This window comes from Leptothoe sp. ISB3NOV94-8A, assembly GCF_043421595.1.
Taxonomy (GTDB): domain Bacteria; phylum Cyanobacteriota; class Cyanobacteriia; order Phormidesmidales; family Phormidesmidaceae; genus Leptothoe; species Leptothoe turfae.
Genome location: NZ_JAXSQW010000001.1, coordinates 2,645,392 through 2,671,128, shown reverse-complemented (window position 1 = coordinate 2,671,128; position 25,737 = coordinate 2,645,392). Strand labels below are relative to the sequence as shown.

Sequence of the window (25,737 nt, the reverse complement as noted above, 5' to 3'; positions counted from 1 at the left end):
TGCAGTCCGCCACCGACAGTCTCTAATCCCTCCCTTTTTAAGGGGGACTTTGAGTTAGCAAACACTCTCAACTAGGAGAAAAACAAGGCGAAAACAAACCTCCACAACAAAAACCTCTCCTTTATGGCGAAGTTCCCGATGATGACTTACTCGCCTATGGCGTCCCCACCGACTGGCTAGATGACGTCCGCCTCGCGATCAGTTACTCATTACAGGTGTTGATCCAACATCAGAATTCCTAGATGACCTAGATGCATAGTGTCCTTTATGAGCCAAAATATTAAGGATTTTCGTTATTTGCAAAGCTCATGAAATACAAAATTTATGAATGTATCGGGTTGGGAACGCCGCCAGCTGTTAGCTTGCTCCATTGCCCTTAAAATTCGATGTTTCCATTGACTGCCAAAGGTTTTAATGTGATAGAGCCAGCCTGATTTTTTCATCACACATTTTTGATGCACAGGGAGCCAGCATCGATGTCTTGAAGGGTGGGGTTTGTTTAGCTTTACCTTGATGGCTTCGTAGTTTGGATGTCTGCCATGAATAATTTTGACCGACTGATTTAGGGTGAAGAAGAACGGTGTTCTCGCATTCCAGGCATGGGAAAGAACATAGATTTTAGAGGTTGATTTTAACCAGGCCTCCATGAAGGATGTTTGGTCGTTTTCTTTGCCCAGGGTCGATTGCTTTAACTTCGTCTGGTAAGTTTTTAGCCAATGGTCAAATAGGTGATCATTACGCTCATTTTTTGTATAAAGAATCACTCCGGTATTGTACAGATCCGAAGCTTTTAAGCGCTGTAGGGATTGGGGAGATTTGGCTCGATTTACATCTGTTGGATCTTGTGCGATCGCAACATCAAAAAAATCTAACAGATCAAATATATGGCTAATATTTTCACAAATATAGGTATCACTATCGATAAACAGAGTTTCAGTGTAGGGAGACGAATGGTAGAGATGCTGAACTTTGTACAACAATCCATGATTGTAGGTTTCAGTGGTGGTGGGCCGTACAATCACCTGATCAAAGGCATCACTCTCAATCGGCTGGTCTGTCACCAAGGCAATCTGAGCATTTTCATCGACATGCCTTAAACTTCGGGCGGAACCTATGGCTTCGCGAACAAATCGCTCACCCGCTGCTACGTACAAATACCCTTTCATCAATTCCAATTCCCTAGAGATGTTGTCAAACTAAAAATATCCACAAAGTAGTGGGCCTCGGCACATCACAGTTTACCCTCAGCAGAAGGCCGTAGTTTCTCCACGGTTCCATAGGCATAGGTCAAGCATGGGGTTGGGGACAATTCTAAGACGTTAAACAGCTTATTTGCATTTGACAAAAGAGTACACTGACCTACTGACTACTGACCTTCGATGCCCTTTAACATACGGTCGCCCCAATATAATGGAGGAGGTTGACGGTTATTCCCATGACATTTTGGACTACCTGGCAAGACTACAAGAATACTCAGAAAGAAGTCGAATTGCCTACCAACACCGCAGCTCACATTCCAGTAAAGATTCGCTATGTGGATGTGGGCACCGATCAAACCGGCACCATTCTGTTGATGCATGGGATTCCCACGTGGGGCTATCTTTACCATGAGGTGATTCCACCTTTGGTCGAGGCTGGCTATCGAGTGATCGCTCCCGATTTTTTAGGCCATGGGTGGTCAGATAGACGCGATCGCTTTGACCGCTCATTTCAAGATCAGGCCAGAATGATCCTTGAATTATTAAAAATACTGGCACTGTCTCAAGTCCATGTCGTTGGTCACGATACGGGGGGAGCCGTTGCGCTAATTCTGGCGATCGAACATCCCCAGGTAGTCAACCAACTGGTGATTAGCAACTCCGTCTGCTATGACCGTTTTGATGACGACATGCTCGATTTTGGTCATCCGCTGCGATGGAAACCACGCCCCATTGACGACTTAATCGCTGCGCTAGAAGAAAGTCTGGCCATGGGCCTTTCTCACCCTGACCGATTAACCGCTGACTTTAGAGAAGGCATCATTGCCCCTTGGGCTAGCCCAGAGGGAAAACTTAGTCTGCTGCGCAATGCCTCAGCCTTGAATGCTAATCAGACGATGGCCCTTGTTGATCGTCACGAAAACATTGCCGCACCGACCATGCTTCTTTGGGGAATGGATGACCCCTGGCAAAAAGCAGAGGATGGTCAGCAGTTAGCAACAGAGATTCCAGGTGCCGTCTTTAAACCGATCGAAAATGCATCCCATTGGATACAGCAGGATGCTCCCGAAGAATTCACCTCAGCCCTACTAAAATTTCTGTGGTAAAAGTCATACTGTCGCATTTTATTTTTGGATCTGGGATACGGGGGATTACCGTCGGACTATACAAACAATATCTTTACAAAAGTTTACAAATATTGCTCATGTTAAGCAATATTTTTGTTGTTAAAGTAGTGACTATTACTTTAAACAAAGGTCATGTTGTTTAAAGTGAGGTACCAGGCTCAATAGTTACACCTGTCACTCGACAGGTGTGGATTGTTAGAGTACTATCCCCAAATGGTGTGAGACGTTTTGTGATCGCAGCAAAAGTAGAAACATTTTGTTCGATCAATCGATCAGATTATTGTTTTTCAGTTATTGCAAAGTTAGTTGTCAAAATCCATCAACACCCAATCCATACATTTTGACTTAGGGTTAACCCATTGGTAGTCAACGGTTCTACCATATCCTTCCCCTAGTCAGCGTGCAAAAACCACCTCACTGAAATTGCTTGTTCCATGTCTTCTTAACGCAGAAAACCGCTGACCTATGTTTTCTTGCTCGCAAGACTGGACCAGCAACTGAGAGAACATTATGAAAGTAATTCAAAAAAAGCGATTTAATCCAACCATTGCCCAATCGTCCTGCCAAGGAAAACCACCATTAAACTACTCTCAGGCAAGCGAACAGATTCAATGTTGTTACATCAACAGCACCACACAATTTCAGATTGTTCGGGTGGCAAATGTCTCTAGTAATTTTCTCGAACGAATGGTCATGCCTCAGACCAGGCTTATCTTTGAAGCCGATCGAAATGATCACTTAGAAATTCATACGGGCTCTCCGATTAGCTCAATTTTGTCTGACAAGATTCCTTGTCACCGTCTAGCATATCAAGGGGACCACAACCGATGAAGATATTTCCGAATACCCGGTTGCTCAAATTTTTACGGGAGGAGCTTGCTGTTCCAGAGAAATCTATCGCATCAGCGTTACAACAAAGCGATCAAGATACCAGTCTCTTTCCCATAGTCCTATGGCAGTATGGGTTGATTAGCCTGGAGCAGCTTGATCAAACCTTTGATCTGCTGGCCTCTACCTATGGCGCTGGTAATAGGGCCCAGTTTTAGGAACGTTTTCTGGGTGATATTGCGGGTCGTCCTGCATTAGGTGTACTCATGCATCTAATGCAGATGGCTGGTGGCTAGTCGACGTACACTTGTGGATGAGTCGATGGGTGGATGCAATCGCTGCTAAATTTTTGCCATTGGGTGCTTGGCTCTTTAATGTTGTTTTCTTAAGCAACAGTCGTCTTACTAGCTTTTTTAGTAACTAATCGCTTAAAGCGCCAGATATAGATCGCAGCAGCCGTGATACTACCCAAGTAATAGCCGCTCCATAGCCCCACACCACCAAAGCCGACAATAAAGCCCAACATATAGCCGCTCAGTAAGCCGACGCCTAAAAACGCAGCGATACCGACTATTGCTGGAATATGAGTATCTTGAAGACCATAGAGCGCACCTAATGTGGTCTTTTGCACGGCGTCAAAGATGTGACCAATGGCCACTACGATGAGCATCGGCACCGCTAGTTGTAGAACTTCTCTGTTCTCAGGCTCGCTAACGTCTATGTAGAGTCCGATGATCGGTTCGCGAAAGATTATTAAGGCACTGGCCACTAAGACTGCTGTCACAAAGATAATGCCAATGCTAGTGCGCTCTGCTCGCTCAGTTCCCTTTAGATCGCGGCGACCAAACCACTGACCGACCCGGGCAGTTGTTGCAAATGACATACCCAGCGGAATCATGAAAACCATCAGCCCCGTCTGCAGCGCAATCTGATGGGCGGCTAAAACATCCGTACCTAGAATTCCCATCAGGTAAGTTATTGCTAGAACTAGACCATACTCAAAGAAAATAGAGACACCAATGGGTGCCCCAACCACGAGCAGCACTTTCAACAGATCTATTCTCAGGCGATACCACGTTTGAAATAAACGGTAGGCTTTTAGTTCTGGATGCTTGAGTAAATAGATGATCAGCGCAGCGAACATGCCCCACCAGGAGAGCGCACTCGCTAGGGCTAATCCTGCTAGCTCCATCCGTGGAAAGCCGAACTTACCAAAGCCTAGAACATAGTTGGCCATAATGTTGAAGAGTGTCCCGCCGATCACGATCACCATAATCATGCGAGCTTGGGACAGTCCGGATACTACGCCTCTGAGCATCGCAAAACCAACGGCAGGAAACAGACCCCACAAAATAAAGTCGAGGTAGCTACTCGCTAAGGTGACTGTCTCTGGTGTTTGCCTTAGCCATAGCATAAGGGTGTTGGCCTGGGAGAGTGCCCACATCGCTAAAACCGATACGCCTACTGTCAACCAAAGCCCCTGTCTCGTTACCTGCTCTATGCGAGCTTTGCAACCTGCACCATAGGCTTCAGCCACTAGCGGGCTTACCCCCATGACCACGCCGCTGAGTGTGTTGAGAACCACTTGGAAGGTGAAAGAGGCAAGGCCGCCCGCTGCTAAAACTTTCCATCCCAAATGGCCCATCATAACAGTATCGACGAAGCCAGTCGCAGCCTGGGCCATTTGGGCACTCACGAGGGGAATGGCCAGCTTGAATAGCGATCGCACTTCAGTTCGAACCGAAGAAGATAAAATAATAGCCACGATGTCTCTAAAGTTTGTATCTAAGTATGGTGTGTCTTTAAGATACGAACCTTAAAAAGACGGGTATATCAGCTCTTCGCGCTTTTTATCAGGTTCTTGCTATTGCTTGAGAAACCGCTTCGGTGTAGTGCCAACGTGACGTCTAAAGTGCTGTGTCAAGTGACTCTGGCTGGAGAACCCAACTGTCAGTGCAACGTCTGCGATGCTTAGCTTCCTTTGGAGTAACAGCCGCTTGGCCCACTCAACGCGACACCTTAAAACGTACTGATAAGGGGAGCACCCCAAGGACTGCTTAAACAGTCTAGAGAAATGGTGCATGCTCATACCGACCATTTGAGACAGCTCGCCGAGAGAGAGATCTGTCGCTAGGTTTGTATAAATATAGTCGACCGCGAGCTGCAGCTTGTGTTTGGGCAACCCATCTGAATAGTCTCGGATCACTGGCAGTTGTGATGAGTATGTCTTGATCAAGTGAATGGCCAGTACTGAGGATATGGACTCAGCTAACAGGCGAGTCTTGTTAGCTTCTATTGCTGATGTATCAACGTGCCTACTTTCTAGTTCCGTCTTGAGCGAGAGACCAAGCTGTTGAATTAGCGGATCTCGGATATTAGGTTGAGGCAGAATTTCTAAACGATCTGCATCAAGCGATTCATGGGCAATTTGCGAAAATAGTGTAGGGGTGAGGTAAATCTCAACATATTCTGCATCTGCGTTCCAAGTCTCTTTGAGTGAGTGAGTTGTTGGATAGATGCTAACGCTACCATAGGTTTGAAATTCGTTAGTAGCGAGTCCGTTTTTCCAGGTCTGCTGTAGGGTCAGTGGCTGACCGAGATGGATGCTGATCAAACACTGCTTTGGCCGATACTCTGGCGTCTCGTGAGGTGGTTGACAATAGTAGCCAAGATGAATTCCTTGCCAAGATAAGTCTTTGCTAGAAAGCAGGGGTTTATCAGGGTAGACATCAAGTACAGATGTCTCTTGAGTAAAGTCAATGGCTAGCGTTCGGCGGTCAGTCACAGGATCTAGCGGGTTACAAGATTCATGATGCCCTACAGGATACAGCGATTTAGCGTCTAATACCTAGACTTAAAGAGGTAGTCTCACGTTAACAGGTCTTCAGGTTAGGAGTTGTTAAGAAACAATTTTATGGTTTGAAGAGTTTAACCTTTCCCCTAACTTTGCCGTAACCCATACCACGCCAATATCTCTAAGGTAATCGACATCTTAGGAAAACTAGCCATAATCAAACGATGAGCTTAATCTTCAACAAGTCCTTACCTATTATCCATATAGTACGCTTGAGCTTACAATAACCCGCTTTGCTAATCTCAATTTTCCCCTTCCAAGAGAATCAACCGCAGAGGGTCTAAATGAACTGTCCAGGGCATGGGCTGATCTTTAAGCACCGCCCATTTTTCTTTAAATACTTCAGCCTGTAAATGATAATCTTGCTTCCCTGTTGAAGGATGATGGAGTTTTAAGTATAGGGTCATCCGATGGGGAGTTTCACTGGTGGCAGCCAGCCAGCAGGGGAACGTGTTGGCATGGGGTGTGGGGCTGTCTACAGGTTCTCTGCCAAATCCTTGGGCAAGAAAATCGATTTGGTGAGCGCGGATACCAATTTGGGTGAGATTTGCAGACAGCGGTTCAACGGTTTCGAGAATACACTGCCAGTGACGGGCTTCAACATGATGTGTGCCGTGGGCAATGGCGGGTGAGAAGTTTTTGCAGCCTGTGAGCTGAGCGACACCAACGGTGCGCGGCTGCTCAAAAATGAGATGTTTGGGGCCATGGGCAATGGCATTTCCTCCATTTAATACCAGCAGCCGATGACACATGCGATAGGCTTCTTCTAAATTATGGGTCACCAGTAGGGTAATGCCGCGATAGCTCTGTAGTCGGTCGATGAGCTGATGTTCAATCTGGTCACGTAGATGGGTGTCGAGGGCAGAAAAGGGTTCATCCAGCAGGAGGACTTCAGGTTGACTGGCCAGGGCACGGGCTAGGGCCACTCGCTGCTGTTGTCCACCCGATAGTTCATGGGGATAGCGGTTTGCCAATGTCCCTAGATGAACGGCTGCTAGCTGCTGGGCAACAACTGTTTGAATTTGATCCGGTGGCAGCTTGCGATGTAGACCAAAGGCCACATTTTGCCCAATGGTCAGGTGGGGAAACAGGGCATAGTTTTGGAATAGAATACCGATTTTGCGATCGCAAATAGGTACATTAATGCCGTTTTCTGAATCAAACAATACCCGACCGTTTAACACAATTCGACCGGCATCAGGGGTCTCAATACCTGCAAGACAGCGCAAAATCAAACTTTTGCCCGCCCCCGATGGTCCCAATAGCCCTAACGGCTGATCGTCCGTTGTGAACGAAACATTGAGGGTAAAGTTTGGCAAGTGTTTTGTGAGGTTGACAGAAAGCGTTGGTGCATCGGCAGATGAATAGGTAGATGGATACATCAGCGGACTGGGAGAGGTCCGATCTGTTGTCTTCCCTGTATCATCTACTTCGTTACTTTTGAGCTTTACACTCTCTTCTCTCTTTTTTCCTTTTTTACTTAGCCCTGGCTGCCATTGATTGACTAACACCAACGCCCCTAATGCCACGATCAAAATCACTCCGGTCCAAATCGCCGCTTCATAAAAGTCTCCCCCCTCAACCGCAAAATAGATGGCCATGGGTAGGGTTTGGGTTCGCCCTGGAATGTTGCCCGCCAGCATCAGTGTGGCCCCAAATTCTCCGAGCGCGCGGGCAAAGGCGAGGGTGGCCCCGGCAATCAGCCCCGGCAGTGCCAGGGGTAGAGTGATGCGCCAAAACACAGTTAGCTCCGAAGCACCCAGGGTGCGAGCCGCCTGTTGTAGATTACTATCAATTTGCTCGAAGGCCCCCAACGTCGTTTTATACATCAGGGGTAGCGCCACCACCGTTGCTGTTATAATCGCCGCATACCAGGTAAAAACAACGCTAATGCCAGCATTGGTCAACAGCATCCCCAGTGGACCCCTTTTGCCCAGCAATATGAGTAGTAAAAAACCGAGCACAGTGGGCGGTAGCACCATGGGCGCTAGTAAAATGCTGTCTAGCAAGGCGCGACCGCGACCGCGATAGTGGTGCATAAAGTTGGCCGCAGCAATGCCCACAAAAAATGTGACAGCAGTGGCAATCGTCGCAATGCGCAACGATATCCAAAGGGGAGAGAGATCCAGCATGGGATTGTTATAAACGAATTGCGTTAAAGCCAAACTCTGTAAACATTGTCTGAGCGGTCTCGGTTGTTAAAAAGTCAATAAACCGTTGGGCGGCGGCAGGCTGAGTGCTATTGCTGACAATGGCAATTGGATACACAATCGGCAGATGAAATTCTTCGGGTACCGTGGTTAATACTTTAACCTGGCGGGATAGCGCAGCATCGGTGGCGTACACAATTCCTAGTTCAACATTGCCGCTTTCCACAGCTGCTAAAACACTGCGGACATTATTGCTAAAGACAAACTTAGATTGCAATGTGTCTAACAGCTCTAGCTGTTGAAATGCCTGCTGCGCATATTGACCCGCTGGCACACTGCGAAATTCTCCGACGGCAATGCTGTTTATATCCGTGGTCTTAAGCTCAGCGATATCGGTAATGTCTAGGGCTGAGTCAATGGCAGTCACTAAGGCTAAACGATTGGTTACCAAGTCTTGACGAGAATCAGGCAAAATTAGCCCTTTATCTGAAAGCGCATCCATTTGTTGAGAGGCGGCGGCAAAAAAGATATCAGCCGGAGCCCCCTGCTCTATTTGGCGCTGAAGTGCCCCTGAGGAGGCAAAATTGTAGTCTATGGCGATATCGGGATGGGCTTCAGTAAATGGGGCTATAATCTTCTCTAGGGCATCTTGTAAACTGGCCGCAGCAGAGACCGTAAGGGTTATGGTGCTACCAGAGCCGACGGTTTGATCTTCACGACTACAGCCCACGGCAACTGACCCAGAGACTAGACCCGTGAGAAAGAGGGTGAGACATTTACGGCGTTGCATGGTGAGGGCGCTGGGTGATGGGAACAAGAACGTGGACTACGGTCATTATTAACAATTGAGTAATTGTCGATTTAGGGGATGAATCGGTCAAGGGCCGCCGCTGTTTAACGGTTTCCCATCACTAAAATCATCCTGAGAGCAGCCATGTCACAATTAAAACTGTTTACCAAAACTCAACGCCCCGAGTTCAAAGTCTCTTACGCCTGGGGTTGGGTCTGTGGATAGAGACCTAGCTGGTGAGCCAACTCACGGGCAATAAAAACGAGAAACTTAGCGGCATCAGGATTGTCTTGGTGGGCAAAATAGCTGGCAGTCTGCATTAGAGCCTGTACAAATCCGGCATCTAACAGGTCAGGGTCAGCATTAAGAATCTCGGGTTCTTCTCCGTTAGGGCAGGTGAGCAGTCGGTCAATTAATCCCAAGTACATTGCCTGACGCGGCTCGGGTGGATTGGGTGGAGTGTTCATAGGTTTCTCTGGTTTAGGCAACAGGGGTAGGGGCTTGGTACGCGGCTGACAGACTGTCAGGTATCAGGGCCGGGTAGGCCGGAGCGAGCTCTTTAAATAAAACAGTACTTAGATACCGTTCGCCAAAGCTGGGTTGAATGATGACAATGAGCTTGTCTTTATTTTCAGGACGCTGTCCGACTTGAACAGCTGCAGCCAGGGCTGCACCGGCAGAAATTCCAGACAGTAGCCCTTCTTCTCGAGCAAGACGGCGGCTAAAGTCAATAGCGGCTGCATCGGTGACGGTGACAGTCTCGTCGATTAAATCGACCCGCAGCACCGGGGGGATAAACCCAGCACCAATGCCTTGAATTTTGTGGGGACCGGCACTGCCACCCGATAGTACAGGACTGTTAGTCGGTTCTACGGCAATGGCTCGAAAACTCTCTTTTTTAAGTTTTAGTGCCTGGGCAACACCGGTAATTGTGCCGCCGGTACCAACACCGGCCACTACCATATCCACCTGGCCATCGGTATCATTCCAGATTTCTTCCGCTGTGGTTTCGCGATGGATTTGTGGGTTGGCTGGATTTTCAAACTGTTGGGGCATAAAGGCATTGGGCAGCTGAGCCGTAATCTCCTGGGCCTTTGCGATCGCACCGTTCATACCCTGACTACCCGGCGTTAACACCAGCTCTGCCCCATAGGCGTTGAGCATGGCCCGACGCTCCAGGCTCATGGTATCTGGCATTGTTAGGATGAGGCGATAGCCCTTGGCCGCAGCCACCATGGCCAGGGCAATGCCAGTGTTGCCGGAGGTGGGCTCTACTAGAACAGTCCGATCAGGTGCGATCGCACCTGATACCTCAGCCGCGTGGATCATATTGGCACCAATGCGATCTTTAACCGATGCTGCCGGATTCATGCCCTCTAGCTTCAGTAAAATCTTGGCAACACAGCCCTCGGCTTGAGGAATTCGATTCAGCTGTACCAGGGGGGTTTGGCCAATCAGCTGGGTTACATCTTTAGCAACCTTCATAAGGGGGGTCTCCTATTCGTTGGGACAATCCCTTGATAATAGTCTCTTATAGGCTACATCAGTGTTGGTGAAACAACTGTACACCTCTAACTTTTTTCAGAAAACCCTATCGTTTGCGGGCAACAATATTGTACAAATGCCAGTGCTTTTCCTCGCCCAGTGCGGTTTTGCCAGGATGTTCCTCTTCATCTAAAAGCTCCACATTGAAATAACTTAGCAATTCTTCAATCTGGGAGCGCGTGTGAAAATTTATATCGCCATAGATGGTCCAAGAGTCGCGATCGCCAAACAAATGTCCGCAAAATCGACCGCCTGGTCTTAATGCCATGACAATTTCTTCCCAAAGCGTTGGGAAACAGTCTGGTTTACACATGGGTAAACAAAAGCTAGCGTTGATCAAATCCACGTCCGGTGGTAGCGTTAGCTCTTCAAATTGCTGTACGCGAGTTTCTAAATACGTTCGATTAATATCCGAACGCCGCCGTAGTCGAATAATCGCTTCAGATTCTCCGTCAATGGCAATCACTCGCCAATTCTGTCGCAGCAGTTCCACCGTGTCACGCCCGTCACCACAGCCTAAATCCACCGCAGTCCTACGCGCATTAGCCAACGGCTCAGCCGAGAAACGTTCAAGGGCCGTTAACAATGTTTCACGGGGAGGGCGACCGGCAACGGCCTGATAATAATCGGCCCATCTACGGTGAAACTGGGTTGAATTAGTGGTGGCTGATGGCCCAGGGTTTATGGGCCATCGATTCAAAAAGTCAGACATGATCATAGGTGTGCCCACGGGAGCATCAGTTAAGCAGCCAAGACTGGAAAGTCAGCTTTTAATAATTCTAGCCAATCGGCAATTCGTTGTTCTGTTTTATCGCTCTCATTGATTTCATCGAGGGGCAAGCCAACAAACTGACCGTCTCGAATGGCAGTGGACTTCTCAAATGAGTAGCCTTCAGTAGAAACAGCCCCCACCAGCTTTGCTCCCAAGGCCTTAAACTGATCATAGAGAATTCCTAGGGCACCTACAAAGTGCTTACTGTGGCCTTCACAATCACCTGGGCCAAAGAGCGCAATAGTTTTTCCAGAGAAGTTGGGCTTGTCGACTTCCATATCAAACAGGGGTTCACGCCAATCGTTTTGCACTTCTCCAGCCCCCCATGTAGAGCAGCCGAGCAGCAGGTAATCATATTTCAGCAGGTCATCCACATCATCAAAGTCTTCTTCCATATTGTACAAATCGCAGATATCTTCGCCAATTTCTTCCTGAAGTTTTTCTGCAATTTCTTCGGTGGTACCCGAGGTACTACCATAAAAGATGCCAATCTTTGTCATGGTTTCAACTCCTAAAATTTGCAAAGTATTTAAAATAAACTAGACCAAAGTCAGGTATCAGACCTCTTAGGAGACTTTGGTCCGTACGTAAACCGACTGAATCATAGCCTGGGTCAGCGGTACTGTACCCTGGCGAGTGCGAACCACAAATCGGGGAGAGCGCTGCTCTAAACTTAAGGAGGTGCCCGGAGACAATCCTGATTTTCTGAGCTGGTCGGCAACGGCTGGGTTAATGCCCCTAATCCGGGAAATAACGCCACGTTCACCAACTTTTAATGCCTTAAGAGAAGCCCCAGATACAGTAAACTTAGTAAACATGGCCAATCTCTAGTCTCCTAAATAAGTTAATCTTCAGCTAACCGTTACTAAACTAAATACGCCTCCATGTGGGTTTTAATCGTGCAGTCCGAACGGGGATAAGCAACACAAAGTAAAACAAAGCCTTTATCGATTTGTTCATCCTCTAAAAACGACTGGTCTTCTTGATCAATTTCGCCTTCGACAATTTTCCCGACACAGCTAGAACAGGCTCCGGACTTGCAGGAAAACGGTAGCTCAATATCGTTCTCCTCTGCTGCATCTAGAATATATGTATCGTCATCGACAGGAATTGTAATATCAATTTTGCGCTTTTTGTTGATGAGGTGAACCTGATACGTTGTCATAACAAGTCTCCTTAATAAGTGAGGGTGAGAATTGGATAAGATGAGAGGTAGATACGAGAAAAATCAATTGTCCTTCTCTGCTTTTCTAGGAACAGGGAGTCCCAGCGGGGCCACAGTCTGCCGCTTGGAAGGACTTACCGCAGCCACAGGTATCAGTAGCATTGGGGTTGGTGAACTTAAAGCCGCTTTCCAATAAACTGTCAATGTAGTCCACCACCACCCCATCTAATAGGGGAGCACTTTTCGGATCAACAAAAACTTTGAGGCTGCCTGATTCTGTAATCTCATCATCAGGATTTGGAGCATCAGCTATTTTAATAGCGTATTCGTAGCCATTACAGCCGCCGTCTTTCACCGCCAGACGAACACCTCGCGTTGGGGTATAGTCAGGAGTGCCACGAACAAACGTACGAAGACGAAGTTCGGCGAGTTCGGTAAGGGTAACAGTCATGGTGGTGAGTAAAAGTGAGTGGACAGGTCTAGCTGAAATTACGATTTTGAGCACCCATGGGGGGCGTCAGCAGCAAAACTAGAAGAATTAAACTTTTTAAGAGAATCGGGGCAATGGCTAAACCGACTACGAGACAAGCTACAGCAACAAGACTAGCGATAAACCGAATAGCTTCGTCAGAGACAAACTTTAGGAGCTGCCAGAAGATGAAAGTAAGGCCCAAAAAGATGAGAGCAGTCCAGGGCATGGTTCAAGATAACAAGTTCAACAGGATGAAATGGGAGTAGCCGTAAGTGAATCAGCTACCTGCGTCATCTGGCCACAGGTAGGGCAGTTGGGATCGTGATAAGAGCGACGTTTAGCAAATTCGGCACGGGCCAAATCCATAGTTAGCAATTGCCCTAGCAAAGGTTCGCCCAAGCCAGTGATCAGTTTAATTGCCTCCAGTGCGGCCAGACAAGCAAGGGTCCCTGACACCGCGCCCAATACTCCAAATCCCCAGCGATCCCAGTCTGGCTTTTCAGGGAAGAGACAGGTAAGACAGGGTGTGTGTCCCGGCACGATGGTGGTGAGATAGGCTTCCATGCTGTTCATGGCAGCTTCCACCATGGGCTTTTGCCATCGCACACAGGCACTATTGAGCAAGTCTCGTTCTTTAAAATCAAAAGCGCAGTCTAGGGCGATATCGGCTTGCTGGACGAGTACGCCAATGTTGTTGTCCCTAACGTATTCGCACACAGCCTCAATCTCGATGTCAGGGTTGAGATTGTGCAATGTTTCCTGGGCTTTAAAGACACGAGGCTTACCTACCCAATCATCGGTCATGAGAATTTGTCGATTGAGATCGTCCCGTTGCAGGTTGCCACCGCGTACCAAGATCAGCTTACCAACTCCGGCTACGGCCAGATAGAGAGCGGCTGTTCCCCCCAAGCCACCCACCCCCGTAACCAGGGCCGTAGTGTTTTTTAGCTGGCGTTGTCCAGCTTCACCCAGCCCAGGCAACATCATTTGGCGGCGGTAGCGTTCGAGTTCGGTGGGGGAGAGGGAGAGGAGCATGGTGGCAGTGGGCGGTGGGCAGTGGACAGTGGGCAGTGGGGGAATGGGGGAATGGGGGAATGGGCAGTGGGCAGTGGATTACTCCACAGTAATATCGGAGAGCATGACTACGTTCTTCGGTCTGTCTTGGAAGACTTTGAAGAGTTTTTGTTCCACGGAAGAGGAGGTTAAAAACAAATCGTAGGCGGTTTGCAGGGCCTGGCGATAGGCTTTCAGCTTTTGTTCTTCGGGTTGGGCTTTATCTTCGTCTTTGACAAGCTGGGCAAATTTCCGCAAGATATGCAAACGATTGACATTGACCACCTGCGGGTCATAGGCCAAGCCAAAAAACTGAAAATAGTCTTCAGCGTCTTTGAGCTGGTTAAACTGGGCTAAGGTACGAGTTAATGTTGTCATTGATCGGCCTCCAAGGTTTTGAGTTGCTCTTTGAGTTCACGCAATTGACAATAGATGTCATAGGTGCGAGCAGCAGCGGTGGGCAATTCTTCTAAATCAGTAGGTAAGCCTTCGGCAATGTCATGCAGGTCCATTTTCATCTGGCCCGCTTTGCTATTTAGCCTTCTGATTTGTTTTTTCAGATCGTCAAGGGTGGTCGGTGTCGTAGTTTCGGGCATGGGACAAACGAATGATAAAGGAAAGGTAGGGGAGAGCGGCCCCTACCCGGCTGCAGGCTTGACTAAAGGTTACAAACGGCGGGAAACCGCTGGGCTAGATCAATACCTTTTTGGACCAACTTCTCACCTTCAGTATTGAGTTTTTCGAGGGAGTCAAAGCCGAAGCGTTGGGCATCTCGTAAGGTTTTGGACACTAGAATTAGGCGGCCAGAAAAGATTAGCGCCCAGCCGAAGCCTTCGTGACTGAGGTCGACTACCACTTGAGAGAGCTGACCGGTTTCTTGCTCAATGCAGGCTGCGATCGCACGATAGAATGCCATAATCCGCGCCATGGTAATCGGATCAACGTCCCCTTCCACCGGAATTTTCCGACGCTTTTTCTTAGGAATGATATAGGGCTTCAGTAAAATCTCATCGGCCCAGTTCCGATAGGTGCCATAGGCATCGTTAGCACGAATCTGCTGAACAATTGCCTTGAGGAATAGGGAACTATCAATCACTAATGCGGCATCTAATTCAGTCGTTTTTGGGTCAGTGGCAGCAACAGGACTCATACAATTACTTCCTCTTCAATGGTTTCAAAGTCATCATCAAACGTTAAAGCAGGTTTGTTTTTACTCAAAGCCTTACGTAGCCATGGTGGCGGGCTATGCTTGAGAGATTGCACCAGACGGGCCAGTACATCCCCAATTTCATTGTTGCCAGAGCCGGTCTTGATCGGAGTAATATTTTTGCAAATCAGACGGGCAGCAGCACTACCCCCAATCGCAGAAACATAGACAATGGTGCAGTTTTGCAAAGCTTTAACCTTGGGCTCTAGCTTATCTTCGTTACCGTCTTCCTTGAGATCACCCTCAAATTTCAGCGCTTCTAGAAAGGTGTAGCCAGTGGTATCCACCTCATAAACATCGATCTGTCGGGCCCAACCAAAGTGGGCATTGATGTGTAACGAATCTTGGGTAGCAAAGGCAATTCTCATCGTTAAATCTCCTTGTGCATACTTACACGTGACCTTCTCGCCAGGCATGAACCTGGGCATGGGCATCCGTTTCATCGACCTCCATAAAAATGTTGCCGATATCAAACAAAAGCTGAGTAGTGCCGTCATAACCGACGGTGTAGCGTCGACCGTTACCAAGCCGGTCAAATACTGGGAAGCCAAGGCGATAGAGGGGAATACCCAGGCGCTTTGACATCGCTTTGGCATTGGAGTTGGCAATTAACAGGTCTGCCCCCTGGGCGAGATCTTCAAAGTCTTCCAAATCGCCAATCGTAACCGTATCAGCTGGCAAGTTTTTGAGTAGTTTGGATGTAGTTGTCGTAACAGCCGCATGAATCTCAGCCCCCGTGGTTGTCAGCCACCAGGCAATCCTATGCAGCAGGTCAGGCTCCAGCGCCAGGGCCACTCGCTTACGACCAAAGAAAAAGTGGGTATCGAGGATGGCATCCTGTAACTGCCGACGCTGGTGACGGAATTTTTCAGGCACAGGGCGACCGCTTAGCTCTGAAAGCTCCTGTAAAAAGCTGTCCACAGCCCCCAGACCGGTGAGGCTATTAAAGAGCCTGAACTCAGTACCAAAACGCTGTTGCAAAATTTCAGCCGCCAGCTTCATACTGTTGCCAATTGCCAGGGTGAATGAAGAATAGGCCAACGACTTCAGCTGATTAAGCGTGGTACCTCCATTGGTGAGACCGGAGTAACTATCGGCTAAATGGCCGTCAAGAGACTTAGATAGATCGGGAACAAACACTGGATTGAGCCCAAAGGCCGTCACCATGTCTTTAACTGCCTGTACATCGCCAGGAGCTAGGGACGAACCGGCCAGGACCGTTACCTGGGAAGGCATACCAGGTACAGCGTAGGTATAGAATGAATCGCTACCCTGTTGTCGCAGTTCGTCTTGCCCACTATCCGGAATATCCCGTACCAGTGCCTCTACAGCGGCGGCATAGCCATCCTGTAACGCTCCTTTAAAGTCTGGCGTCGATGCAAATGCAATGGGCAGTGAGGACAGCTCGGGGTGACGCTGCCGGAATTCCTTTAAGATTCCCTGCATATCATCGCCTCGGGTTTCCGTCAGTCCGGTTGTACACAAGCCGATAATGGCTGGCTTGGTTTTCTCCAATAGCGTTAAGATTGCTGTCTCCACATTGCCTTCGCCGCCTAGAATTGTGGTGACCTCTGTCATAGCAGTCGTAGACATAGGGACCGCTTCTCGGAAATGGCGTACTAACATGACCTTGGCAAATGCGGTACACCCCTGAGAGCCATGGAAGAGCGGCATCATGCCTTTGATACCTAAGTAGGCCAGAGCTGCACCTAGAGGCTGGCTTTGCTTGAGGGGATTAACAGTGACGGATTTTCTACGGGAGAGAACTTTGGTTGAAGCCTGGGCAGGATGAGCCAGAGAGGCTCCAGGCTGATCCCAGGCTCCGCCAACGCTATCCCATGGGGCTTCACGTCGCACCTGTTCCCAAATGGGGCTATGCAGAGCTTCATCCAGCTCTTTTGCCATCTCAATCATCCCCAGATAGCCCGCATAGGGATGGTGGCGTTCCTGGTTGATATCAAGGAAGGGAATTCTCGCTTTTAGAGCCGTGTACTGATTACGACCACCGGCAATCAACATGTCAGCTTTAGTTTTGGCAACCACCCTCAGGAGTTCCTGAGCATTGCCTTTGTTCATCATGATGCCGTCTTTACCCAGCAGATTTTTGATCCGGGCCTTATCTTCTTCGGTACTCTTTTTGGTACTCGTGGCCACGACATCAATGCCTAGATCCTTAGCAGCAGAGATAATCGACCAGCTTTTAACACCCCCTGTATAGAGAACAACTCGCTTACCTTTGAGGCGTTGACGATAGGGAGCCAGAGCAATGTCCAGTTTACTGGTCTCTTCTTTGATTAAAGTCTCAACACGGGCCTGTAGGTCAGAGTCACCTAGTTTAGCCGCGATCTCTCGCAGCAAACGATTCATATCTTCAATGCCATAAATTGACTCTTCGATGTAAGGAATCCCATAGCGTTCCTCCATCGTATGGGCCATATTGATCAAGGCTTTAGAACAAATCATCACGTTGAGTTTGGCCCGGTGGGCACAGGCCACTTCGTTATATCGGGCATCACCGGTAATCTTCGCTAGCACTCGAATTCCTAGCTTTTCCAACAGCGGTAACAGGCCCCACATTTCTCCGGCAATGTTATACTCGCCGATTAAATTTATGTCATAGGGTGTGGTATATTCAGGTTCCCGAGTACCGACAACATGCTCTAGCAGTGCTTCACCCCCAATCCGGTTACCAAGATTCTTACTACCCACAAAGCCAGGAGAACTGACCGGCACGACAGGAATGTCAAATTTTTTGCTAGCCGCCTGACAGACAGCATCCAGGTCATCGCCAATCAGCGCTGTCACACAGGTGAGATAAACAAAGATTGCGGCGGGGCTGTAGCGTTCTTTAACGTCATGAATTGCCTTGTAGAGCTTGTTTTCACCACCAAAGATAATGTCGTTTTCACTCAGATCGGTGGTGAATCCCATTTGGTAGATCCTGGGACCAGAGGAAAGACTGCCACGACTACCCCAGGAATTACCTGAACAAGCAATGGGTCCATGGACCAAATGGGCCACATCGGTGATCGGCACCAGGGCAATACTGGCCCCGTCAAAGGCACATCCTCCTTGGGCAGCACCAGGCTGTGCCTGCTGTTGACAGGCTTTTTTCTGGCCCTTACCATCTTTCTTATGGTTGTGCTCACAGCCAGGCTGGGTCAGGAGTTCATTGATTTTGCCAGAGGTCATTTTCATGGCGATAAAGAAGGAGGAGGTTACAGTGTTTTGGTATCCCTTAGCGAATATAGGTGGAGATATTTTCGCCACAGGTATCCATCAGGTAGGTCAATGCTCGTAGCCGCAGATCGACAATTTCCTCGTAAACTGGGTTAAGTCTACAGAGGGCCGGGATATGAATGGTGTACCCAAAAAGAGAAATATCTCGTTCAAACGGACAATGACTGGGAATGACTCGACAAATTAAATGGGCAGTCCGGGAATTGGTAATCTGAATCTGATTAATCCAGCGACGTAGTGGGCCAAGGAGACTGGTGCGTTGAGACGTTTGCTCCAGGACGGGGTTGGGTTTTTGGGGGTGAGAGGTGAGGATAGCCATTGGTTCTTACCAATCTGGTTGTTCAATCAAGGGCGGGCGCTCTTCTGCTAGATCGAGTTCTTTTTTAAGACAGCCGACGACATAGTTGGTTTCTAGAAAATGCACAGAATAAATATAAGCCCGTTGTAAATAGGTGCCGATGCCAACGATATAGCCGATATCGCCTTTTTTAGCGAGATGAAAACCGATATCTTTGCCAGGAAAGGTGCCGTCGTTGCGGATAAGCTTGCGAACACGGACGCGATCGCCCATGTCGAAGCAGGGGGGGGAGTCGATTTCGATTTCTTCGCTGAGTTTCATGGGGAGGGGAGGGGGGGAGTAGGGGCTGGTCTTGTGCCTGCCCTTGGTCATAGGGAGGAGCGAAAAAAGAGGAGGGAAGAGGGAAGAGGGAAGAGGGAGGAGGGAAGAGGGAAGAGGGAAGAGGGAAGAGGGAAGAGGGAAGAGGGAAGAGGGGGGGATGAGAGAGTAGAGGGTTAGGAGTTATAGACTTACCCATCCACCTATCCACTCCTTCTGTCTTCCCATCCACCCATTCGCCTTTAACGAATCAGATCAAAGGAGATATCCGTCTTGGCGGGCACATTGGTCTTGTGGTCCAGATCATCTAGAACTGTGTTGATGATCCAGTTGAACTGGTTGATGGCACCTTGGTAGCCAAGGGTGGCATAGCGGTGCATGTGGTGACGATCAAAGATGGGATAGCCGATGCGCACTAGGGGAGTGCCGGTGTCGCGCCACAGGTACTTGCCGTAGGAGTTGCCGATCAGTAGGTCAACGGGCTCAGTGAACATTAGCGATCGCAAGTGCCACAGGTCCTTCTTACCCCAGATAGTTGCCTCCTGGCCGTAGGGACTGTTGGTCAGCACCTCACGCAGTTCCGCCTCAAAATCATTGTTGGAGTTGGTAACCACGATATGCTTAGGCTCAGCTCCCATTTCCAACAGAAACTGGGTAATGCCAAATACATGGTCCGGATCGCCGTAGAGAGCAATGCTCTTACCGTGAATCCAGGCTTGAGAGTCGGTGAGGGCATCCACAGCGCGACCCCGCTCCTGCTGCAGTTCCAGGGGAATGGCTTTGCCCGTAATCGCAGAAAGGGCCATCAGGAATTCATCAGTGCCCTTGATACCAAAAGGACGGAAGTTATAGGTTTTTTGACCCCATGCTTCGGCAAGGTATTCCTGAGTCTTGGGGGTGGTGTATTTCTGGAAGAAGAACGTACCCTCAGCATTGAGAGAGTCTGCTGTCTCTTCTAACGTAGTTAACCCGTTATACATCTTAAACTCACCCGTATTCGGGGAATCAAAGGTGTCCGAATTATCCGAGAGAATGGTGTAGTCGATGCCAAACAGGCCCAAAATCCGCTTCAGTTCACGGATGTTGCCAATATAGGGATCAAAGCCCAGGTTAAAGTTAAATTTACCGTTACTGGTCTCGGTCTTCTCTTTACCGGCGGTTAAGTTGGCCAATATGCTCTTAAGCATATTGTCATAGCCAGTAATATGAGAGCCCACGAAGCTAGGAGTATGGGCATAGGGTACCGGTAATTCCTCTGGAATATAGCCCTCTTGCTTAGCGGTGGTGATAAACGCCCCCAAGTCATCGCCGATTACCTCTGCCATACAGGTGGTACAGAGGGCAATCATTTTGGGCTTATAGAGTTCGAAAGAATTCTGTAAACCCTGCTTCAGGTTGTTCAGCCCTCCAAATACTGCTGCATCTTCTGTCATAGAAGACGACACGGCCTGGAAGGGTTCTTTATAGTTACGGGTGAGGTGGGTGCGGAAGTAAGCCACACAGCCTTGGGACCCATGGCTATAGGGTAATGTCCCTTCAAAACCAGATGCTACAAAGAGTGCACCCAAGGGCTGACACGCTTTAGCCGGGTTAATGGTGAGAGCTTCGCGCTCAAAGTTCTTTTCACGATAGTCCCAGGTCTTGGTCCATTCAGCTACCTCAGCCACTTTTTCACGGCTGTGGGCACCTTCAAATTGGCGCTTATATTCAAAAATGTCCTGGTAGGTATCTTCTTGAAATAGATCAAAATGGTCTTTAATTTTGCCGGGGTCTGGAGCGGTTTCCGGCACTTGGGGCGTATTGTTCTCAGTCATGGTGGTCTCCTTCTTGGAGAGTGGATGGGTGGATGAGAGTAGGAGGGGTAGTAGATGAAAAACAGGGTAGATGGGTGAGAGGTAAAATCGGTGAATATTAGGCGTGATCGGAAATGGCACGCATACCCATCCCCCCATCTACTTATCTACTCAGCCCAGGGAGCTTTGATTAAACCCCAGGTAGGATTGTTAATGGCCAAATCCATGTCGCGGGCAAAGACTTCAAAGCCTTCATAGCCGTGGTAAGGACCGGAATAATCCCAGGAGTGCATCTGCCGGAAGGGAAGGGCCATCTTCTGGAAGACATACTTCTCTTTAATGCCAGCCGCAATTAAGTCTGGCTGTAGCTCTTTGGCAAGTTCTTCAAACTCGTAGCCGCTGACGTCGTCGTAGATGACCGTGCCTTCTTTCACATAGTCGGCGGTGCGCTTGTAGTCATCACCATGGCCAAACTCATAGCCAGTACCGATCACGTTCATACCCAGGTCTTCAAAAGCAGGGATCACGTGACGAGGCCGTAAACCACCCACCATCATCATCACTGTCTTGCCTTCTAACCGGGGGCGATACTTGGCAACAATGGCATCCATGCGTTCCTGATGCTCGGCAATCACCGCTTCAGCTTTGGTCTGAATGGTCTCATCAAACTGTTCGGCAATCTTACGCAGAGACTTGGCAATCTGGGTGGGACCAAAGAAATTGTATTCCATCCAGCCAATACCATACTTCTCTTCCATAAACCGGCAGATGTAGTTCATCGACCGATAGCAGTGGATCAGATTCATCTTGGCCAGGGGCGTCATCACCACTTCGTTAAAGGTGCCATCCCCTGAGAATTGGCAAATAACACGGAGACCAATGGCTTCTAGCAGTCGGCGGCTGGGCCAGGCGTCTCCACCGATGTTATAGTCGCCAATGATGTTGACATCATAGTCACCCACTTCATACCCTTCGGGCAGTTTGCGATACTCGTCGGCCTTGGGCAGTACCCAGTCGCGCACGGTGTCGTTAGCAATGTGGTGACCTAAGGATTGAGAAACCCCTCGGAATCCTTCACAGCGGACAGGAACAACTGGTTTGCCGGTCTCTTTAGCTTTCTGTCTGGCAACGGCTTCAATATCGTCTCCAATCAACCCTACGGGACATTCCGATTCAATGGTGGTGCCCTGACTTAGGGGAAACAGTTCTTCTAGTTCATCAATGATTTTGGCCAGTTTCTTATCACCGCCAAAGACAATATCCCGTTCTTGGAAATCGGAGGTGAACTGCATGGTACCAAAGGTGTCCACCCCGGTGGTGCCCACATAGTAGTTACGGCGACCAGACCAGGAGTAGTAGCCACAGCCCACTGGCCCATGACTCAGGTGAATCATATCTTTGACAGGTCCCCAGACCACCCCTTTGGCTCCTGCGTAAGCGCAGCCACGAGTTGTCATGACGCCGGGAACAGATTTCTTGTTAGATTTAACGCCGCAGTCAGAAGCGCCTTCTTCTTTGACATTCAGGTGCTTGGAGCGTCTCTTTTGGGCCTTCTCAGGGTAGGCTTTCAGCACCTCCTGGATCAGCTCTTTTCGATCTTCTACGGTGGCCATGGTGTCCTCTCATTTAGGCTAGAGAATAGGATGAAGCGGATGGGCAGCACGCTAGGGGTAAATCTCACGGGTTGGAGACTCACCCACCAGCGGCTAGCCTTTAGACAGCAGCGACAGCAGCAGTATCAGAGGCTAGCGCTTCTTGATACTTTTCATCACTATCTAGGATGCCGAATTCAATCAGGAGTTCTTCCAGTTCGTCCATGCTAATGGGCGTCGGAATCGTCAGTTTGGTGTTGTTGATGATCTTATCGGCGAGTTGAGCATACTCATTGGCTTGGTTGCACTCTGGGGCATACTCATTTACAGTCATCCGGCGGAGTTCAGCATGCTGTACCACGTTGTCACGGGGAACAAAGTGAATCATTTGAGTATTGAGCTTGTCGGCTAGGGCTTCAATGAGCTCAATTTCCCGGTCTGTATTCCGGCTGTTGCAAATCAAGCCGCCCAGCCGCACACCGCCAGATTGGGCATACTTCAGAACGCCTCGGGCGATGTTATTGGCCGCATACATGGCCATCATTTCACCGGAGACAACAATGTAGATTTCTTGGGCTTTGCCTTCCCGAATGGGCATGGCAAAACCGCCGCAAACTACGTCACCGAGTACGTCGTAGGAGACGAAATCAAGATCTTCGTAAGCCCCTTCTTCTTCTAGGAAGTTGATGGCGGTGATGATGCCACGACCGGCACAGCCGACGCCGGGTTCAGGACCACCGGACTCGACGCACTTAACGCCGCGATAGCCTTCTTGCAGCACCTGGTCAAGTTCGACATCTTCAACGGCACCGAGTTCGGCAGCCAGTTGTAGTACGGAGGTTTGGGCTTTGCTGTGGAGCATCAGGCGAGTGGAGTCAGCCTTCGGGTCACAGCCCACAATCATGATGCGTTGGCCTTGCTCAGCCATGGCGGCTAGGGTGTTTTGGGAGGTGGTGGATTTACCGATACCGCCTTTTCCGTAAAATGCAATTTGTCTCATGAATTGGATTCTCCTTAGGATGTTAGTAAACGCTAGGTCTAGATGTAGCGATACAGAGCGGTGCGGTTTGTCGAGGGTCCGTCAGAGGCTCTGCTCTCTGGTAATTGACGGGGGGAGGTGAACGCTCGACCATAAGGGTCTGATGGAGGGGTTTCATAAGGCACGTAAGAGATGAGGTGAGAGAATGGAGGTGAGTTTTATACAGCGATAACGGTTAATTCAGATGAAACCTGGGACTGTAGCCGAGTTTCAATTGCACCTTTGAGGGTGGCCGTGCTGCTATCACAAGAGCCACAGGCACCCTTGAGCTGCACTTGCACCACATCGCCGCTGACATCGTAGAGTTCAACATCACCGCCATCAGCTATCAGCATGGGGCGCACGTCTTCGGTCAGGACTTGTTGAATCAGATTAATTTTTTGGATGGGGGAGAGGGGGGCCGCAGTCACTTCTGCTTCTACCCTGGCGGCTGTTGTTGATCTGTCTCGCTGCACTTCGATTAAAATATCTTCAATGCCGGCCAGACAAGAGCCACAGCCGCCACCCGCTTTGACATAGTTGGTGACTTGTTCAACGGTAGTCAGATCGTTTTCGATAATCACACGTCGGACGCGGGGCTCGGTGATACCAAAGCAGGAACAGATTAATGTGCCTTCATCATCGTCGTGGTGCTCCACTTCAATGCCGCGATATTTGTAGATGGCGGCTTCCAGGGCTTCTTGCCCCATCACAGAGCAGTGCATTTTGGCTTCGGGTAAACCACCCAGAAAGTCAGCAATGTCTTTATTGGTAATCTTCAGGGCCTGATCAAGGGTTTTGCCTTTGATAATTTCAGTGAGAGCAGAGGAGGATGCGATCGCACTGGTACAGCCAAATGTCTGAAACTGTGAATCCAGAATGGTCTCGGTCGATTCCTGAATCTTCAGGTGAAGTCTCAGGGCGTCACCGCAGGCAATGCTACCCACTTCACCATAGACAACGGCCACATCGGGTTCGTTGGCATCTGCGATCGCACCCTGATTGATCGGGTTATAAAACAGTTCAAGTACCTTTTCGGAATAGTCCCACATGGTAGTTTCTGGAGGTAAAGGAGCAAGAAGAGAGAGAGGTAGGGGCTGGTCCTGTACCGGCCCTATGCGCTATGGACCAAATCGCGGCCCTGTAACCAATCTGCCTCGTCGTTGTTAAAGGGTGAAATCGCCCGCAATTTTTCCACAATGCCAGGCATGACATTGACAACCTGTTGGATATCTTCTGCAGTGGTGAATCGCGATAAGCTAAAGCGAATTGAGCCGTGGAGAATGGTGTAAGGCAGTCCCATGGCGGTGAGAACATGGGAGGGGTCTAGAGAACCGGAGGTGCAGGCAGACCCCGAGGAAGCGCAGATACCATGCTGATTTAGCATAAACAGAATGGCTTCGCCTTCAATATATTTGAAACCAATGTTGGTGGTGTTAGGCAGACGTGGGGTGCCGCCGCCATTCACGTCACAATCGGGGATTAACTCCAGCAGTTGGGTCTCTAGCTGGTCCCGTAGCTGACGCTCCCGATCAACAGCAGCGAGATGTTCACGGGCCACTGCGGCGGCTTTACCCAGGGCAATAATACCGGGAACATTGTGGGTGCCCGCCCGCCGTCCGCGCTCCTGGTGTCCGCCCAGAAGAAAGGGACGGAAGCGGAAACCGCGCCGAACATATAGAGCACCCACCCCTTTAGGGGCATGGAGCTTGTGCCCAGAGAGGGTGAGCAGGTCAATGGTGCTGTTTTTTAGATCAATGGGTAATTTGCCAACGGCCTGGACGGCATCCACATGGAAAGTGGCACCGCATTCTTTTGCGATCGCGCCAACCTGTTCTATCGGGAAAATCACACCGGTCTCATTGTTGGCATACATGGTGGTGACCAGTGCCGTGCCGCCAGTCATGGCGGCTTCCACTTCCATCAGATCAAGCTGACCGCGTCGGTCCACGGATAAATAGGTAACGGTATAGCCTTTTTTCTCCAGATGCTTGCACACATTGAGAATGGCCGGATGTTCAACAGCAGTGGTGACAATATGACGTTTCTCGGGTTGGGCCGCCAGGGCCGCATGGATGGCCGTATTGTTGCCCTCACTGCCGCAGCTAGTAAAGATAATCTCAGTATCTTCTGCCCCTAGGAGTTCAGCCACCTGGACTCTGGCATCCTGAATGGCAGTACCGACCTGTCCTCCAAAGCTATGCATCGACGATGGATTACCGTAGAGGTCGCTCAAATAGGGCAGCATTGCATCCAAAACATCGGGGTCAACCCGCGTGGTCGCATTGTTATCTAAATAAATGACCATTACCTCAT

Annotated in this window: 29 protein-coding genes; 3 read left to right on the top strand and 26 right to left on the bottom strand. The window is 49.3% G+C overall.

The annotated features are described in order from the left end of the window. Nucleotides 1-293 precede the first annotated feature (293 nt). Nucleotides 294-1,166, bottom strand: coding sequence for a hypothetical protein (locus tag SPB21_RS11635; protein WP_499056595.1), 873 nt, complete (start codon nucleotides 1,164-1,166; stop codon nucleotides 294-296). Between the two features lie 269 nt (nucleotides 1,167-1,435). Here SPB21_RS11635 and SPB21_RS11630 point away from each other — a divergent pair, with 269 nt between their 5' ends. From SPB21_RS11630 to SPB21_RS11620, 3 genes are all read left to right on the top strand, one after another. Continuing rightward, nucleotides 1,436-2,305: an alpha/beta fold hydrolase gene (locus tag SPB21_RS11630; protein WP_163697176.1), complete on the top strand. Its 870-nt coding sequence runs from the start codon at nucleotides 1,436-1,438 to the stop codon at nucleotides 2,303-2,305. A 531-nt stretch (nucleotides 2,306-2,836) separates the two neighbouring features. Beyond that, nucleotides 2,837-3,157 carry a DUF1830 domain-containing protein gene (locus SPB21_RS11625; RefSeq protein ID WP_163663168.1) on the top strand — a complete coding sequence of 107 codons (321 nt, stop codon included), beginning with the start codon at nucleotides 2,837-2,839 and terminating at the stop codon, nucleotides 3,155-3,157. Then, nucleotides 3,154-3,372, top strand: a complete 219-nt coding sequence (locus tag SPB21_RS11620) for a DUF2949 domain-containing protein (RefSeq protein ID WP_163663170.1) — start codon at nucleotides 3,154-3,156, stop codon at nucleotides 3,370-3,372. Before SPB21_RS11625 ends, SPB21_RS11620 begins: the two co-directional genes overlap by 4 nt. A 167-nt stretch (nucleotides 3,373-3,539) precedes the next feature. Here SPB21_RS11620 and SPB21_RS11615 read toward each other — a convergent pair whose 3' ends face one another. The 25 genes from SPB21_RS11615 to nifS all read right to left on the bottom strand — a co-directional run bounded on the left by SPB21_RS11615 (nucleotide 3,540) and on the right by nifS (nucleotide 25,729). Then, the gene (locus SPB21_RS11615; protein WP_499866609.1) at nucleotides 3,540-4,919 is read right to left on the bottom strand and encodes an MATE family efflux transporter; all 1,380 of its coding nucleotides are present in this window, start codon (nucleotides 4,917-4,919) and stop codon (nucleotides 3,540-3,542) included. A 99-nt stretch (nucleotides 4,920-5,018) separates the two neighbouring features. Then, nucleotides 5,019-5,939: a helix-turn-helix domain-containing protein gene (locus SPB21_RS11610; RefSeq protein ID WP_163697180.1), complete on the bottom strand. Its 921-nt coding sequence runs from the start codon at nucleotides 5,937-5,939 to the stop codon at nucleotides 5,019-5,021. A gap of 311 nt (nucleotides 5,940-6,250) precedes the next feature. Next, complete coding sequence (modB, locus tag SPB21_RS11605) at nucleotides 6,251-8,140, bottom strand: molybdate ABC transporter permease subunit (RefSeq protein WP_499056599.1); 1,890 nt, start codon at nucleotides 8,138-8,140, stop codon at nucleotides 6,251-6,253. A 7-nt stretch (nucleotides 8,141-8,147) separates the two neighbouring features. Continuing rightward, complete coding sequence (gene modA, locus SPB21_RS11600) at nucleotides 8,148-8,948, bottom strand: molybdate ABC transporter substrate-binding protein (protein ID WP_163697184.1); 801 nt, start codon at nucleotides 8,946-8,948, stop codon at nucleotides 8,148-8,150. 197 nt (nucleotides 8,949-9,145) lie between these two features. Then, nucleotides 9,146-9,415: a hypothetical protein gene (locus SPB21_RS11595; RefSeq protein WP_458789485.1), complete on the bottom strand. Its 270-nt coding sequence runs from the start codon at nucleotides 9,413-9,415 to the stop codon at nucleotides 9,146-9,148. A 13-nt stretch (nucleotides 9,416-9,428) separates the two neighbouring features. Beyond that, nucleotides 9,429-10,433: a cysteine synthase A gene (gene cysK, locus SPB21_RS11590; protein ID WP_499056603.1), complete on the bottom strand. Its 1,005-nt coding sequence runs from the start codon at nucleotides 10,431-10,433 to the stop codon at nucleotides 9,429-9,431. A gap of 106 nt (nucleotides 10,434-10,539) precedes the next feature. Next, complete coding sequence (locus SPB21_RS11585) at nucleotides 10,540-11,211, bottom strand: class I SAM-dependent methyltransferase (RefSeq protein WP_250564636.1); 672 nt, start codon at nucleotides 11,209-11,211, stop codon at nucleotides 10,540-10,542. A gap of 23 nt (nucleotides 11,212-11,234) precedes the next feature. After that, the gene (locus SPB21_RS11580; RefSeq protein ID WP_006514499.1) at nucleotides 11,235-11,765 is read right to left on the bottom strand and encodes a flavodoxin; all 531 of its coding nucleotides are present in this window, start codon (nucleotides 11,763-11,765) and stop codon (nucleotides 11,235-11,237) included. Between the two features lie 66 nt (nucleotides 11,766-11,831). Then, entirely contained in the window at nucleotides 11,832-12,083 is a 252-nt protein-coding gene (locus tag SPB21_RS11575) for a ferrous iron transport protein A (protein ID WP_163659262.1), read from the bottom strand. 47 nt (nucleotides 12,084-12,130) lie between these two features. Continuing rightward, nucleotides 12,131-12,430 carry a 2Fe-2S iron-sulfur cluster-binding protein gene (locus SPB21_RS11570; protein ID WP_006514497.1) on the bottom strand — a complete coding sequence of 100 codons (300 nt, stop codon included), beginning with the start codon at nucleotides 12,428-12,430 and terminating at the stop codon, nucleotides 12,131-12,133. 85 nt (nucleotides 12,431-12,515) lie between these two features. Then, a complete protein-coding gene (locus SPB21_RS11565) occupies nucleotides 12,516-12,881 on the bottom strand; it encodes a HesB/IscA family protein (protein ID WP_006514496.1) in 366 nt (121 codons plus the stop codon). Nucleotides 12,882-12,909: 28 nt separating this feature from the next. After that, complete coding sequence (locus SPB21_RS11560; protein ID WP_163659261.1) at nucleotides 12,910-13,128, bottom strand: hypothetical protein; 219 nt, start codon at nucleotides 13,126-13,128, stop codon at nucleotides 12,910-12,912. Nucleotides 13,129-13,145: 17 nt separating this feature from the next. Next, entirely contained in the window at nucleotides 13,146-13,937 is a 792-nt protein-coding gene (locus tag SPB21_RS11555; protein ID WP_499866608.1) for a HesA/MoeB/ThiF family protein, read from the bottom strand. Nucleotides 13,938-14,015: 78 nt separating this feature from the next. Then, entirely contained in the window at nucleotides 14,016-14,333 is a 318-nt protein-coding gene (gene nifW, locus SPB21_RS11550) for a nitrogenase-stabilizing/protective protein NifW (protein WP_163659259.1), read from the bottom strand. After that, nucleotides 14,330-14,551, bottom strand: a complete 222-nt coding sequence (locus SPB21_RS11545) for a CCE_0567 family metalloprotein (protein ID WP_163700763.1) — start codon at nucleotides 14,549-14,551, stop codon at nucleotides 14,330-14,332. Before SPB21_RS11545 ends, nifW begins: the two co-directional genes overlap by 4 nt. Nucleotides 14,552-14,613: 62 nt before the next feature. After that, nucleotides 14,614-15,105, bottom strand: coding sequence for a NifX-associated nitrogen fixation protein (locus SPB21_RS11540; protein WP_250564635.1), 492 nt, complete (start codon nucleotides 15,103-15,105; stop codon nucleotides 14,614-14,616). Continuing rightward, a complete protein-coding gene (gene nifX, locus SPB21_RS11535) occupies nucleotides 15,102-15,530 on the bottom strand; it encodes a nitrogen fixation protein NifX (RefSeq protein WP_499866607.1) in 429 nt (142 codons plus the stop codon). The genes SPB21_RS11540 and nifX overlap by 4 nt, the downstream gene beginning before the upstream one ends. A gap of 22 nt (nucleotides 15,531-15,552) precedes the next feature. Beyond that, nucleotides 15,553-18,360, bottom strand: a complete 2,808-nt coding sequence (locus tag SPB21_RS11530; protein ID WP_499866606.1) for a bifunctional nitrogenase iron-molybdenum cofactor biosynthesis protein NifEN — start codon at nucleotides 18,358-18,360, stop codon at nucleotides 15,553-15,555. A 40-nt stretch (nucleotides 18,361-18,400) separates the two neighbouring features. Then, complete coding sequence (locus SPB21_RS11525; protein ID WP_499866605.1) at nucleotides 18,401-18,721, bottom strand: Mo-dependent nitrogenase C-terminal domain-containing protein; 321 nt, start codon at nucleotides 18,719-18,721, stop codon at nucleotides 18,401-18,403. A 6-nt stretch (nucleotides 18,722-18,727) separates the two neighbouring features. Next, nucleotides 18,728-19,021, bottom strand: coding sequence for a nitrogen fixation protein NifZ (locus tag SPB21_RS11520; protein ID WP_031294588.1), 294 nt, complete (start codon nucleotides 19,019-19,021; stop codon nucleotides 18,728-18,730). 239 nt (nucleotides 19,022-19,260) lie between these two features. Further along, nucleotides 19,261-20,832 (bottom strand): nitrogenase molybdenum-iron protein subunit beta, encoded by a 1,572-nt coding sequence (nifK, locus tag SPB21_RS11515; RefSeq protein ID WP_163659254.1) that lies wholly within the window; start codon nucleotides 20,830-20,832, stop codon nucleotides 19,261-19,263. Nucleotides 20,833-20,978: 146 nt separating this feature from the next. Next, nucleotides 20,979-22,424 carry a nitrogenase molybdenum-iron protein alpha chain gene (gene nifD, locus SPB21_RS11510; protein ID WP_163698937.1) on the bottom strand — a complete coding sequence of 482 codons (1,446 nt, stop codon included), beginning with the start codon at nucleotides 22,422-22,424 and terminating at the stop codon, nucleotides 20,979-20,981. A gap of 100 nt (nucleotides 22,425-22,524) precedes the next feature. Continuing rightward, nucleotides 22,525-23,403, bottom strand: a complete 879-nt coding sequence (gene nifH, locus SPB21_RS11505; protein WP_163659252.1) for a nitrogenase iron protein — start codon at nucleotides 23,401-23,403, stop codon at nucleotides 22,525-22,527. 197 nt (nucleotides 23,404-23,600) lie between these two features. Further along, nucleotides 23,601-24,473 (bottom strand): Fe-S cluster assembly protein NifU, encoded by an 873-nt coding sequence (nifU, locus tag SPB21_RS11500; RefSeq protein WP_499866604.1) that lies wholly within the window; start codon nucleotides 24,471-24,473, stop codon nucleotides 23,601-23,603. 62 nt (nucleotides 24,474-24,535) lie between these two features. Next, the gene (nifS, locus tag SPB21_RS11495) at nucleotides 24,536-25,729 is read right to left on the bottom strand and encodes a cysteine desulfurase NifS (RefSeq protein WP_499866603.1); all 1,194 of its coding nucleotides are present in this window, start codon (nucleotides 25,727-25,729) and stop codon (nucleotides 24,536-24,538) included. Nucleotides 25,730-25,737 lie beyond the last annotated feature (8 nt).

Bases quoted from the DNA above. Each gene is read 5' to 3' on its own strand.
- SPB21_RS11625 (WP_163663168.1), top strand. From the start codon at position 2,837: ATGAAAGTAATTCAAAAAAAGCGATTTAATCCAACCATTGCCCAATCG.
- SPB21_RS11570 (WP_006514497.1), bottom strand. From the start codon at position 12,430: ATGACAACGTATCAGGTTCACCTCATCAACAAAAAGCGCAAAATTGAT.
- nifU (WP_499866604.1), bottom strand. From the start codon at position 24,473: ATGTGGGACTATTCCGAAAAGGTACTTGAACTGTTTTATAACCCGATC.
- nifH (WP_163659252.1), bottom strand. From the start codon at position 23,403: ATGAGACAAATTGCATTTTACGGAAAAGGCGGTATCGGTAAATCCACC.
- nifS (WP_499866603.1), bottom strand. From the start codon at position 25,729: ATGGTCATTTATTTAGATAACAATGCGACCACGCGGGTTGACCCCGAT.
- modA (WP_163697184.1), bottom strand. From the start codon at position 8,948: ATGCAACGCCGTAAATGTCTCACCCTCTTTCTCACGGGTCTAGTCTCT.
- nifX (WP_499866607.1), bottom strand. From the start codon at position 15,530: ATGAGAATTGCCTTTGCTACCCAAGATTCGTTACACATCAATGCCCAC.
- nifW (WP_163659259.1), bottom strand. From the start codon at position 14,333: ATGACAACATTAACTCGTACCTTAGCCCAGTTTAACCAGCTCAAAGAC.
- SPB21_RS11575 (WP_163659262.1), bottom strand. From the start codon at position 12,083: ATGTTTACTAAGTTTACTGTATCTGGGGCTTCTCTTAAGGCATTAAAA.
- SPB21_RS11630 (WP_163697176.1), top strand. From the start codon at position 1,436: ATGACATTTTGGACTACCTGGCAAGACTACAAGAATACTCAGAAAGAA.
- SPB21_RS11540 (WP_250564635.1), bottom strand. From the start codon at position 15,105: ATGAGTCCTGTTGCTGCCACTGACCCAAAAACGACTGAATTAGATGCC.
- SPB21_RS11525 (WP_499866605.1), bottom strand. From the start codon at position 18,721: ATGGCTATCCTCACCTCTCACCCCCAAAAACCCAACCCCGTCCTGGAG.
- SPB21_RS11580 (WP_006514499.1), bottom strand. From the start codon at position 11,765: ATGACAAAGATTGGCATCTTTTATGGTAGTACCTCGGGTACCACCGAA.
- nifD (WP_163698937.1), bottom strand. From the start codon at position 22,424: ATGGCCACCGTAGAAGATCGAAAAGAGCTGATCCAGGAGGTGCTGAAA.
- SPB21_RS11560 (WP_163659261.1), bottom strand. From the start codon at position 13,128: ATGCCCTGGACTGCTCTCATCTTTTTGGGCCTTACTTTCATCTTCTGG.
- SPB21_RS11530 (WP_499866606.1), bottom strand. From the start codon at position 18,360: ATGAAAATGACCTCTGGCAAAATCAATGAACTCCTGACCCAGCCTGGC.
- SPB21_RS11620 (WP_163663170.1), top strand. From the start codon at position 3,154: ATGAAGATATTTCCGAATACCCGGTTGCTCAAATTTTTACGGGAGGAG.
- modB (WP_499056599.1), bottom strand. From the start codon at position 8,140: ATGCTGGATCTCTCTCCCCTTTGGATATCGTTGCGCATTGCGACGATT.
- nifK (WP_163659254.1), bottom strand. From the start codon at position 20,832: ATGACTGAGAACAATACGCCCCAAGTGCCGGAAACCGCTCCAGACCCC.
- SPB21_RS11595 (WP_458789485.1), bottom strand. From the start codon at position 9,415: ATGAACACTCCACCCAATCCACCCGAGCCGCGTCAGGCAATGTACTTG.
- SPB21_RS11520 (WP_031294588.1), bottom strand. From the start codon at position 19,021: ATGAAACTCAGCGAAGAAATCGAAATCGACTCCCCCCCCTGCTTCGAC.
- SPB21_RS11545 (WP_163700763.1), bottom strand. From the start codon at position 14,551: ATGCCCGAAACTACGACACCGACCACCCTTGACGATCTGAAAAAACAA.
- SPB21_RS11635 (WP_499056595.1), bottom strand. From the start codon at position 1,166: ATGAAAGGGTATTTGTACGTAGCAGCGGGTGAGCGATTTGTTCGCGAA.
- SPB21_RS11565 (WP_006514496.1), bottom strand. From the start codon at position 12,881: ATGACTGTTACCCTTACCGAACTCGCCGAACTTCGTCTTCGTACGTTT.
- cysK (WP_499056603.1), bottom strand. From the start codon at position 10,433: ATGAAGGTTGCTAAAGATGTAACCCAGCTGATTGGCCAAACCCCCCTG.
- SPB21_RS11555 (WP_499866608.1), bottom strand. From the start codon at position 13,937: ATGCTCCTCTCCCTCTCCCCCACCGAACTCGAACGCTACCGCCGCCAA.
- SPB21_RS11585 (WP_250564636.1), bottom strand. From the start codon at position 11,211: ATGATCATGTCTGACTTTTTGAATCGATGGCCCATAAACCCTGGGCCA.